This is a genomic window from Cryobacterium sp. TS_SC_7 (assembly GCF_056156285.1).
On sequence record NZ_CM149589.1, the window covers coordinates 782,607 to 794,055 of the forward strand.

Annotated in this window: 11 protein-coding genes; 3 read left to right on the forward strand and 8 right to left on the reverse strand. The window is 68.0% G+C overall.

What is annotated here, in order from left to right; translation table 11 throughout:
• Position 1: 1 nt before the first annotated feature.
• The 8 genes from AC0J5J_RS03630 to AC0J5J_RS03665 all read right to left on the reverse strand — a co-directional run bounded on the left by AC0J5J_RS03630 (position 2) and on the right by AC0J5J_RS03665 (position 8,428).
• On the reverse strand, positions 2–895 hold the full coding sequence (locus tag AC0J5J_RS03630) for a shikimate dehydrogenase family protein (protein WP_134423618.1): 894 nt from the start codon (positions 893–895) through the stop codon (positions 2–4).
• On the reverse strand, positions 888–2,132 hold the full coding sequence (mltG, locus tag AC0J5J_RS03635) for an endolytic transglycosylase MltG (protein WP_474899539.1): 1,245 nt from the start codon (positions 2,130–2,132) through the stop codon (positions 888–890). The genes AC0J5J_RS03630 and mltG overlap by 8 nt, the downstream gene beginning before the upstream one ends.
• Positions 2,129–2,653, reverse strand: coding sequence for a Holliday junction resolvase RuvX (gene ruvX, locus AC0J5J_RS03640; RefSeq protein WP_474899541.1), 525 nt, complete (start codon positions 2,651–2,653; stop codon positions 2,129–2,131). The genes mltG and ruvX overlap by 4 nt, the downstream gene beginning before the upstream one ends.
• Positions 2,654–2,657: 4 nt before the next feature.
• On the reverse strand, positions 2,658–5,312 hold the full coding sequence (gene alaS, locus AC0J5J_RS03645; protein ID WP_474899543.1) for an alanine--tRNA ligase: 2,655 nt from the start codon (positions 5,310–5,312) through the stop codon (positions 2,658–2,660).
• Positions 5,313–5,355: 43 nt separating this feature from the next.
• Positions 5,356–5,586 (reverse strand): hypothetical protein, encoded by a 231-nt coding sequence (locus AC0J5J_RS03650; protein ID WP_134423621.1) that lies wholly within the window; start codon positions 5,584–5,586, stop codon positions 5,356–5,358.
• A 133-nt stretch (positions 5,587–5,719) separates the two neighbouring features.
• Positions 5,720–6,094, reverse strand: coding sequence for a DUF948 domain-containing protein (locus tag AC0J5J_RS03655; protein WP_474899545.1), 375 nt, complete (start codon positions 6,092–6,094; stop codon positions 5,720–5,722).
• Positions 6,095–6,227: 133 nt separating this feature from the next.
• On the reverse strand, positions 6,228–6,857 hold the full coding sequence (rpsD, locus tag AC0J5J_RS03660) for a 30S ribosomal protein S4 (RefSeq protein WP_134423623.1): 630 nt from the start codon (positions 6,855–6,857) through the stop codon (positions 6,228–6,230).
• Between the two features lie 230 nt (positions 6,858–7,087).
• On the reverse strand, positions 7,088–8,428 hold the full coding sequence (locus AC0J5J_RS03665; RefSeq protein ID WP_474899547.1) for a replication-associated recombination protein A: 1,341 nt from the start codon (positions 8,426–8,428) through the stop codon (positions 7,088–7,090).
• A 170-nt stretch (positions 8,429–8,598) separates the two neighbouring features.
• Here AC0J5J_RS03665 and AC0J5J_RS03670 point away from each other — a divergent pair, with 170 nt between their 5' ends.
• The 3 genes from AC0J5J_RS03670 (at position 8,599) to AC0J5J_RS03680 (ending at position 11,429) form a co-directional block, all read left to right on the forward strand.
• Positions 8,599–9,399, forward strand: coding sequence for a peptidylprolyl isomerase (locus AC0J5J_RS03670; protein ID WP_474899549.1), 801 nt, complete (start codon positions 8,599–8,601; stop codon positions 9,397–9,399).
• A 91-nt stretch (positions 9,400–9,490) separates the two neighbouring features.
• A complete protein-coding gene (locus tag AC0J5J_RS03675) occupies positions 9,491–10,723 on the forward strand; it encodes a DUF349 domain-containing protein (protein WP_474899551.1) in 1,233 nt (410 codons plus the stop codon).
• 103 nt (positions 10,724–10,826) lie between these two features.
• The gene (locus AC0J5J_RS03680; RefSeq protein ID WP_474899552.1) at positions 10,827–11,429 is read left to right on the forward strand and encodes a hypothetical protein; all 603 of its coding nucleotides are present in this window, start codon (positions 10,827–10,829) and stop codon (positions 11,427–11,429) included.
• Positions 11,430–11,449: the final 20 nt, after the last annotated feature.

Here is an 11,449-nt window from a genome sequence, read left to right on the forward strand (position 1 = left end):
ACTATCCTGTCACAGCCTGTCGGGTCAGGGCGCCGCGCATGGCCTGCAGCACGCCGGCCTCGTTCGGAAGGGGCTCGAACGGGTCCCCGGAGACGAAGATCCGCACCTGGACCAGGGCCTGGTGCAGCAGCATGCCCTCGCCGGACACGGCGGTGCCGCCCGCGAGCACCCACGACCGGGCGAGGGAGCTGGGCCACGGAGCGTAGCTGACGTCGAAGAGAACCGCCGTGCGGCGCAGGTCGGCGGGGAACTCCGCGCCGAGGACGCTGCCTCCGGGGAGGGTGCTGATGACCAGGTCGCTCACGCGTTCGGGGTTGGGCAGGTCGGTCAGCGGGTGCACCGTGACGACGACCCCGAGGCTCTGGCCCAGTGCGACCAGGGCGGCGGCCTTGGCGGGGCTGCGGACGAGCACGTCGACAGTCTCGGCGCCCAGCTCGGCCGCGGCGACCAGGGCGGATGCCGCCGTGGCGCCGGCTCCGAGCAGGGTCACGTGCACCGCGCGCCGCACGCCGGCTTCGGCGAGGGCGCGCACCAGGCCGGTCACATCCGTGTTGAAGCCGTGCAGTGTTCGCCGGCCGTCGGTCTCACCGAGCAGCACCGTGTTGACCGAGCCGGTCTGCTCGGCGATCCGGTCGAGCCCGTCGAGGTGCGCCTGCACCTCGTGCTTGAGGGGCATGGTCAGGGAGAGTCCCCGCCACTCGCCCCCCAGGGAACCGAGAAAGTCGGACAACCCGCCGGCCGCCACGCGCACGGCGTCGTAGCGCCAGTCCAGCCCGAGCGCCCCGTAGGCGGCGCGGTGCAGCGCGGGCGACAGGGAATGTTCGATGGGTGAGCCCAGCACCGCCAGACGGCAGGCGGGGGGCGGGGCAGGGGTGGAGGTGACGGGCTCAGTCATATTCGGGGTGCTCGTCCATCCACGCGAGCCACTTCGCCACGGCGGCCTCATGCTCCTCGATGGTGGTGGAGAAGATCGTCTCACCGGTGTCCAGGTTCCACGATACGAAGTACAGCCAGCTGCCCTCGGCTGGGTTGACGGCGGCGTCGATCGCCACGTCGCCGGGGTTCGAGATCGGTCCCACGGGCAGCCCGGGGTGCACATAGGTGTTGTAGGCATTGGCGGCGTCGGCGCGTTCGGCATCCGTTGTGGTCACCCGGTCGGTGGCCCCGGTGCCGTAGGCGACGGTGGCGTCGGACTGCAGCAGTCCGCTCTCCCACCGGGCCGGGTCGAGCCGGTTCAGGAAGACCCGGGACACCTTGTAGAAGTCCTCGGTCAGTCCGGCCTCACGCTGGATGAGAGCCGCGAGCACGATGGTCTTCCAGCGGTCTGCCGGGGCGACGCCCGCGGCGTCGAGCGCCTCGAATTGCCGGTCCACGAGCATCCGGATGGCATCGGTGGCCGTGGTGTCCGCGGGGAACGTGTACGTCGCCGGGAACAGGAACCCCTCGAGCGTGGTGGCCTCGGCAGGCAGCCCGTACGGTGTCACGTCCGCGGCGGCGACCTTCAGGTCGGCGAGAGGGATGCTGGTTCCCTCGGTGATCAACTGCAGGATGGCCGTGGTCGTGGTGCCCTCGGGGATGACGACGGTCTGCTCGAGCTTGGTGTCCGCATCGAGCAGGGCGTCGAGGGCCGCGCGGGCGCTCATCTGCTCGGCCAACCGGTAGGCACCCGGCTGGAATACGGGTTCCGGGGACTCCTCGCGCAGCAGCTGGTAGAACGCGTCGTAGCTCTTCACGACGTCCTGGGCGACGAGGGTGTTCGCAATGTCTTGCCCGGTGTCGCCGTCATGGATCATCACCACGACCTCCGCACCGCCGGTGCCGTCGTAGTCGGCCGGCCCCTGCACCATGCCGATGACCGTGCCGATCGGCTCCTGCAGCAGGACGGCGGCGGCGCCGGCCAGGCCGATCAGAACCAGGAACACGATCAGGCAGCCCCAGGCGCCGCGGCGACTTTTCTTCTTCTTCCGGGCCGGTTCGGAATCCAGCAGGGCACGGCGGCTGGACCGGGTCCCCTCCTCCCGCGATTCGCGCAGGGCGCGGCGCGAGCTCGATGTGTCGACGGGACTCTCGGGATTCGCCGGGTCGGCCGGAACGTGCGGAGGTCCGGCGGGGCCGGCAGGAGGGATCGTCATCGTCGAGGGTGCCCTTCAGGTGGTGCGGCAGCCGGCGGTGCGGCGGCTGAAAGCGGTTCGGTCCCAGGATCAACGGCGACGCCGGCGGGCGCGCCCTGGGCGCGTTCGCTGTCGAGGGCATGCTGCAGGATGATCACCGCGGCAACCTGGTCGACCACGGTCTTCTGGGTCTTGGCCTTGCGCCCCGCGGCACGCAGAACAGACTGCGCCGCGACGGTGGAGAGGCGTTCGTCGACCAGGCGCACCGGCACGGCCAGGGTGCGGGCCAGAACCTCGGCGAAGCCCACGGCATCATTGGTCGATGCCGTCCGGTTGCCCGACAGTGCCAGGGGCAGCCCCACGACGACCTCGATCGCGTCCAGCTCGGCCACCACTGCCACGATCCGGGCTACGTCCAGGGTGCCGGAGAGGTCACGGCTCACGGTCTCGACCGGGGTGGCCAGCATTCCGTGCGGGTCGCTGCGGGCCAGGCCGATCCGGGCTTTCCCGACGTCGACTCCGACCCGCACGCCATGACGCATGGGCTCAGCCTGCTACGGCTGATCGGACGGCCATGAGGGCCTTCGGAATGGCGGCCACGTCGGTGCCACCACCCTGCGCGAGGTCGTCTTTGCCGCCACCGCCACCGCCGAGGATGCCGGCGACCTGCTTGGCCAGGGACCCGGCGCGGTGTCCGGCTTCCCGTGCTGCGGGGTTGGTGGCCACGATGACCACGGGCTTGTCGGCGACGACTGCTGCCAGGGCCACGACGGCCGGCGCACCGCCGAGTTGGGTGCGCGTGGCCGTGACCAGCATCCGCAGGTCGTCGGCGGAGCCCAGCGGGCCCACATTCTCAGCCACGACGCTGACGGAGCCCGCCATCGCGGCGGAGGAGACGAGGGCCGGCACCTTGTCGGTGAGCGCCCGGGCCTCGAACGCCGCAATCTTCTTCTCCGCGGCCTTGAGGTTCAGCACGAGCTCGTTGATGCGCTCGGGCAACTGGTCCCTGGGCGTCTTCAGATTCGCGGTCAGCTGGGAGACGAGCGCGCGCTCCGCGGCCAGGTCGCGGAAAGCCTCGAGCCCCACCAGCGATTCGACCCGGCGATTCGTCGATCCGACGGAACCCTCGCTGACGAGGCTGATCATGCCGATCTCCGCACTGGATTCGACGTGGGTTCCCGCGCACAGTTCGCGCGACCAGGGACCGCCGATGTCGACCACACGCACGCGGTCGCCGTACTTCTCGCTGAAAAGGGCCATCGCGCCGAGGGCCTTGGCCTCGGCGAGAGGCAGCTCCCGGGTGACCACGGGCAGGTTGTCCCGGATGGCGTTGTTGGAGATCTCTTCGATTTCGCTGCGCGTCGCCGGGGACAGCGCCTGGTTCCAGGAGAAGTCGAGGCGGAAGAAGCCGGCTTTGTTGTACGAACCCGACTGGTGCGCGTTCGGGCCGAGCACCTGGCGCAGCGCCGCATGCAGCACGTGGGTGCCCGAGTGCGCCTGGCGGGCGCCGCGGCGCCAGTCCGGGTCGACGACGCTGGTGGCCGGGTCCCCGACGCCGACCTCTCCGGAGCGCACCTGTACCTTGTGGCTGATCAGTCCCTTGACGGGCTTCTGCACGTCGAGGACCTCGAGCTCGTAGCCGGTGCCGACGATCAGCCCGGCGTCGGCTTCCTGTCCCCCGGATTCCGCATAGAGGGCCGTCTCGGCGAGGATGACTTCGGCGATCTCGCCGGACACGGCACGGTCGACGGACAGTCCCTTGACGATGATGCCGAGCACGCATGATTCGGTCTGCAGGGCGTCATAACCGGTGAAGACCGTCTCCCCCGCCGCCCGGAAGGCGCTGTACACCGACAGGTCGGCGAGGTGCGTCTTCTTGGCCTTGGCGTCGGCCTTGGCCATGGCGCGCTGTTTGCTCATGAGAGTGTCGAAGGCTTCGCGGTTGACGCTGAGGCCGGCTTCCTCGGCCATTTCGAGGGTGATCTCGATCGGGAAACCATAGGTGTCGTGCAGGAGGAACGCGGTGTCCCCCGGCAGCACGGCCTTCTCGGCCTTCTTCGTCTTCGCCACGGCAAGGTCGAGCACGGCGCTGCCGCTGGCGAGGGTGCGCAGGAAGGTTTCCTCTTCGGCATACGCTGCCTGGCTGATCCGGGCGTAGTCGGCTTTGACCTCGGGGTACGCGCCCGCCATGGCATCGCGCGAGGCCGGGAACAGCTCGGGGAAGGTCGCGGCGTCGACGCCGAGGAGGCGCATGGCGCGCACGCTGCGGCGCATCAGGCGACGCAGGATGTATCCGCGGCCCTCATTGGACGGCATGACTCCGTCACTCATCAGCATCAGGGACGACCGCACGTGGTCGGCGACGATGCGCATCCGTACGTCGTCGTCGTGCACCGCACCATAGCGGCGGCCGGACAGTTCCGCGGCCCGGTCGAGGACCGGGCGCACCTGGTCGATTTCGTACATGTTCTGCACGCCCTGCTTGAGGAAGGCGACGCGTTCGAGCCCCATGCCCGTGTCGATGTTCTTCTTGGGCAGATCGCCGAGGATGACGAAGTCGTTCTTGCTGGTGCCCTCGCCGCGGAGGTACTGCATGAACACCAGGTTCCAGATTTCGACGTAGCGGTCGTCGTCGGTGGCCGGGCCGCCGTCGATGCCGTACTCGGGACCACGGTCGAAGAAGATCTCCGAGCAGGGGCCGGCGGGGCCGGGCTGCCCGGTAGACCAGTAGTTCGTGTCCATGCCCAGACGCTGGATGCGGTGCTCGGGCAGGCCGAGGGCGCGCCAGTAGCGGAACGCTTCGTCGTCGTCTTCGTAGACGGTCACCCAGAGGTCCTTCTCGGCGAAGCCGTAGCCGCCGTCCGCCTCGGAGCTGGTGAGCAGCTCCCACGCGTATCCGATCGCTTCTTCCTTGAAGTAGTCGCCGAACGAGAAGTTGCCGTTCATCTGGAAGAAGGTGCCGTGGCGCGGTGTTTTGCCGACCTCTTCGATGTCGTTGGTGCGGATGCATTTCTGCACACTGGTCGCACGCGGGTACGGCGCCGGCACCAGACCGGTCAGGTAGGGCACGAACGGAACCATGCCGGCCACCGTGAAGAGGAGTGTGGGGTCGTCGCTGACCAGCGAAGCGGACGGGACGACAGTGTGTCCACGATCGGCAAAGAAGTCGAGCCAGCGCCCGCGAATTTCAGCAGTCTGCATTAGTTCCGTAGTTCGTTGAAGCGAAAAATGAGAGGGGTGTTGCTTATTTGGTGAGGGTGTCGATCACGTCTTCGGTGTTCGATGCCGCGTCGCCGATGGCGTCCCTCAGTTCGGCTTCGCGCTTCCGGTAGCCGTCCGAGATGGCCTCACCGAATTCGCGCGCCTTGGTGTCGAGATCGGCGAAGAACTGCTTGCCTTGACGCGTCTTGCCGGCCTCACGGGCGACGAGAAGCCCGGTGGTCAGACCGACGACAAACCAGATGAAACTCTTCATGACAATGCTCCCTGACTACGTGTGGAGACCCTGATAGGTGGTGAAACTGGTGGCTCACGGCGGCCCGAGTGTCTCGAACGACCACCTGACCGGTGAATCCCAGACTCGACCGGCCCCTTGCCAGAGTAGCCGACTAGCTGCGCCGCCGACGGGTGCCGCCGCCGCGGACAGAGCCGAGGGCCGCCCGAACGCCGGCGGAGAAGCCGGCCAACTTGACCAGCGGGCCGCCGACCGTCGCCGTGACGAGCGCCACCAGTGCGGACACGTTGCCGGTGACATCCGCCACATTTGACGTGATGGTGTCGACCCGGGCCAGCTGGGCGTTGGTCTCCTGGATGGTTTTCGTGGATTCCTCGAGCAGTGGGGTCACGGTGTGCGTCAGGTCACGGATGGACCGGGTCGTTTCGTCGAAGACCCGGCCGATCTTGAACAGGGGCACCGCCAGGGCCAGGACCAGGACCAGGAATCCGCCCGCGAACGCGAGACCGACGATATCTCCACCTGACATTGACCAACCATCCATTCCAGATTCGGCATACGAGAGCCGGGTGCATACGCAAAGAGCGGACCACCCCACGGGTGATCCGCTCTCCAGCGTAGTTCAGTTGCAACGCCTGACGGCGGAGCGGGTGAAAAGGAACCTAGCGGGCCGCGTAGTACTCGACGACGAGCTGGACTTCACAGGTCACGGGGACTTCGATGCGCTTCGGGCGGCGCACGAGGCGGGCCTGCAGCTTGTCGATCTCGACCTCGAGGTAGGGCGGGAGCTTCGGCAGAACGTCGACGTGACCGCCGGCAGCTGCAACCTGGAACGGCTCCATGGCCTCGCTCTTGGGCTTGACGTGGATGAGCTGGCCCGGCTTCACGCGGAAGGAGGGACGGTCAACCAGCTGGCCATCGATCAGGATGTGACGGTGCACGATCATCTGACGGGCCTGGGCCGTGGTGCGGGCGATGGCGGAACGCACGAGAAGAGCGTCGAGACGGGTCTCGAGGATCTCGACGAGGTTCTCACCGGTCAGTCCCTGAGCGCGGCGAGCTTCCTCGAATGCGATCTTGAGCTGAGCTTCGCGGATGCCGTACTGGGCGCGTAAGCGCTGCTTTTCGCGGAGGCGAACGGCGTAGTCGGAGTCGGTCTTGCGCTTGGTGCGACCGTGCTCGCCCGGTGCGTAAGGACGCTTCTCCAGGTAGCGAGCGGCCTTCGGGGTCAGGGCGATGCCCAGGGCCCGCGAGAGGCGGGTCTTACTGCGGGTACGTGACTTGGTAGACACGGTGTCCTTTCGATGGAACTGCAAACAAGGGGAAACCAGGGCGTGCTCCTGGGGCGCGAGCCAGCAGGGCTGACTGGGCACAGGCACAGCGTCATGGGAGTTCAGAGGGGTGGTGCCACGGGTTGCCCGGCTACAGAGCGAAACCCATCCAAACCGGAATCGGACGCAGCCGCATGCCAATTCCAGTTGTAGGCAGCCTTCAGGTTAGCACAGCGGCACGCTCGGCCGGCCTACCGGGCCCGGATGATCTTGCGCAACTTGGCGAGTCGGGCGGACACCTCACGCTCATGGCCGTGCTCCGTGGGTGCGTAGTACCGCACGTCGATGAGCTCGTCCGGCGGGTACTGCTGTGCGAGCACGCCGAGTGCGTCGTCGTGGGGGTATTTGTAGCCCCGGCCATGCCCGAGACGCTTGGCGCCCGGGTAGTGCGCGTCCCGCAGCGGCTTCGGAACCCGACCGGTCTTACCGGCGCGCACGTCGGCGATCGCCGCGTCCAGCGCCACATAGGCCGCGTTGGACTTGGGTGCCGTCGCCAGGTGCACGACCGCCTGGGCCAGCGGAATGCGCCCTTCCGGCATGCCGATGTACGCCACGGCATCCGCGGCGGCGATGGCGATCAGCAGCGCCTGGGGGTCCGCCATGCCGATGTCCTCCGACGCCAGCACGATGATGCGACGGCAGATGAACCGGGGGTCTTCACCGGCCTCGATCATGCGCGCAAGGTAGTGCAGTGAGGCGTCCACGTCTGAGCCGCGAACGGATTTGATGAACGCGCTGATGACGTCGTAGTGCTCGTCGCCGTTGCGGTCGTAGCGCAGCAGGGCGCGGTCGACGGCGAGCGAGACGATCTCGGTCGTGATGACCGGCTGCGTGCCGGCGTCCGGCGGGGTGGAGGACGCCGCCGCCACCGAACCTGCCTCCAGCGCGGTCAGGGCACGCCGAGCATCGCCCGAGGCGAGCCGGATGATGGCCGCTCGAGCCTCGGGGTCGAGCCGGAACCGGTCAGCGAGACCCCGCGGGTCGATGACGGCGCGGTCGACCACAACCCCGAGATCCTCGTCGCTCAGCGTCTCGAGGGTCAGGAGCAGAGAGCGGGACAGCAGCGGGGAGATGACGGAGAAGGAAGGGTTCTCGGTCGTCGCGGCCACGAGGATGATGACCCCGTTCTCCACCCCGGGAAGAAGGGCATCCTGCTGGGCTTTGCTGAATCGGTGGATCTCGTCGAGGAAGAGCACCGTGGACAGGCCGTAGAGGTCGCGGCTGGTGCGTGCCTCCTCCATCACCTGGCGCACGTCGCGCACACCGGCGGACACGGCCGACAGCTCGACGAAACGGCGCCCTGAACTGTGGGCGATGGCCTGGGCCAGAGTGGTCTTGCCTGTGCCGGGCGGTCCCCACAGGATGACCGAGACAGCACCCTGCTCCCCCGTCTTGTCACTGGCCAGGCTGACCAGGGGCGACCCGGGGGTGAGCAGATGCTTCTGGCCGGCGACCTCGTCAAGGCTCGTCGGGCGCATCCGCACGGCCAGGGGTGTGGCGCCGCTGCGGAGTCCCGGTTGTGAATCCACCATGGGTCCAGCGTAGTTTGTGCCGGTGACCGGGCCGATCCCCGACCGATTCGGTGCAGGGAGTGTTTTGCCCGGGTAGGCCGGGTTGCGTAGAGTTCAACGAGGTTCGGGCGTTGCCGCCCGGCCATTCTGCTCGATCTGGCCTCCACTGAAGGCCGCCTGGAGGCTACGACGTGGTACCGAACAAGAAGCAAGATCGTGAAGCCCGTGAAGCGCGCGTTCGAGTGCGCGCATTCCAGGCCCGTCGGACGGTGAACGAACACCAGGTGAAGCGGCGCACACGGGACAACGTCGTCGCCGGAGTCGCCGGGGTTGCCGTCGTGGCCCTGGCCGTCGGGGCCCAGATCCTGTTCTTCTCCGCCGGCCCCGGCAGCACGGCTCCCTCGACCGCGGCCTCGGCCACGCCCAGCGCTTCGGCGGACCCGTCCGAGAATGCCAACACGGGCGACGTGCCCCCCAGTTCCCTCGCCGAGGACCGCACCTGGAGCGGCACGCTGGCTCTCAATGACATCCCGCTCGGGATCGAACTCGACGGCGCCCTGGCCCCGCAGGCCGTGTCGTCGACGATCGACTTGATCAACACCGGTTTCTACCAGGATGTGACCTGTCACCGGCTGACCGACGGCGGCTTCTTCGTGCTGCAGTGCGGCGACCCGGAGGGTACCGGTTCCGGTGGGCCCGGTTACAGCTACGGGCCGATCGAGAACGCCCCCGCCGACAACGTGTACCCGGCCGGCACGCTGGCCATGGCCCGCCAGGGCGGCAACGCGTACAGCATGGGCAGCCAGTTCTTCATCGTGTACGACGACACGACCATTCCGGCGGACGCGGTGGGCGGCTACACGGTCCTCGGCAAGGTCACGAGCGGGCTGGACGAAATCAAGGCTCAGATCACGGATGCCGGGGTCGCCGACGGCTCTGCGGACGGCGCCCCCGCGGTGCCGACGAGCATCACTGAGGTATCAGTTCAGTAGAACAGACAAACAGCGGTCAGGCTTGCAATAAGCTTGGTTCTGTATTGGCTCATCCGTGGGCACACACAACGACATCATTAAGGTGAGGCTCTTGACTACGACAGATCAGCAACCATGGGGTCGCGTAGACGAAACCGGCACGGTTTACGTGCGCGAAGCATCAGGCGAACGCGCCGTCGGTCAGTATCCCGACGCGACGCCGGAGGAGGCACTGGCCTACTTCGAACGTAAATACGTCGAGCTCAACGGCCAGGTCACGCTCCTCGAACAGCGCGCCAAGGGTGGAGCTCCCGCCGCCGACATCGCGAAATCCGTCAAACACCTGACGGAGACCGTGGCGACCGCCAACGCGGTCGGCAACCTGGCAGCGCTGGCCGCTCGCCTGGGCGCCCTCGGCGGTGCCGTCACCGAGCTCACCGAGCAGCAGGGCGCCGAAGCGAAGGCAGCGGCCACCGCGGCCATCGCCGAGCGGGCCGCGATCGTCGCCGAGGCCGAGGCTCTCGCCGCCGAAGATCCGGCCAAGACGCAGTGGAAGCAGACCAGCGCTGCTCTCGAGGCTCTCTTCGCCAAGTGGCAGGCCCACCAGCACGACGCTCCGCGCATCCCCAAGGGTGAGGCCAATGACCTGTGGAAGCGTTTCCGTGCCGCCCGCACCACGATCGAGCAGAACCGCAAGGCGTTCTTCGCTGAGCTGGACAGTGCTCACAAAGACGTTCGCAACCGCAAGCAGCACCTGATCGAGCAGGCCGAAGCGCTCGCGCCCAAGGGTGCCGACGGCATCCCGGCCTACCGCAACCTTCTCGACGAGTGGAAGCTCGCCGGCCGTAGCGGCAAGAAGCAGGACGACGCCATGTGGGCCAAGTTCAAGGCTGCCGGCGACGTGCTCTACTCGGTGAAGTCCGAGATCGATGCGCAGGACGACGAGGAGTTCGCGGGCAACCTGACGCTGAAGCTCGAACTGCTCACCGAGGCGGAACTGCTGCTGAACGAGACGGACCGGGCGAAGGCGCGCACCGCGCTGAGCTCGATCCAGCGTCGCTGGGATGCCATCGGCAAGGTTCCCCGCGACTCGGTCAAATCCGTCGAGGACCGCATGCGCAAGGTGGAAGCCGCCGTGCGCAAGCTCGACGACGACCACTGGACGCGCAACAACCCGGAGACCAAGGCTCGCGCCGAGGGTCTGGCCGGCCAGCTGCACGACGCCATCACCAAGCTCGAGGCCGAACTGGCCACCGCGCAGGCCGGTGGCGACGCCGCGGCCATCGCCGCCGCCACCGAGGCCCTCGAGACCCGGAAGGCGTGGCTGAAGGCCATCGGCCAGTAGCTGATAGCCAGTAGCCAACCATCCACAGCACGCCGAACGGGGATCTGTCCACAGATCCCCGTTCGGCGTTCCGGTCGGCCGACCGTGGCCGCACGCTGTGTCGATGACCTCGCGGCTGCGCTCAGTGCTCTCTTCCCGGGACCTTCCCCTCGCCGAGCTGTGCAGCGCCCGGCTCGATGGGGAACTCTTCAGCCTGGGCGACTTCTGGTGCCCGGTCGACGAGATTGACGATGCCGCTCGGCGCGCCCGTGCCGCCGGACTGCTTCCATCGTCGCCGCGGGCGATCGCCGAGCGGATGACGGCGGCCTGGATCTACGGTCTGGCACCCGTGCCGCGCCGCCACCAATTCTGCGTGCAGGTTTCGGCACGGATGAAACTGGTGCCATCGCCGCGACTGCAGATCCGCGAGCTCAGCTGTCCCTCGGACCAGCTTCAGAGCATCTCCGGCCTGCGCGTCACCCTGCCCCTGCGGACGGCCGTCGACCTGGCACGCTGGCCGCATGACGACGCCGAGCCGGCCGACCCGGCAGGCGAACCCTTCCAGGCTGCCGTGGACCGGGTCCCGCTGATCGCGGCGCTCATCCGGTTCGCGGGCCACACCACCGTCGAGCCCGCGCGCCGCCTGCTGGACGCGCCCAACCTGCCGTTCAAGGCGCAGGCCCTCGCCCGGCTGGACGACGTGCAGCGATATCTCGACACGTACTAGCGCGTCGGCACCGCGTGGTG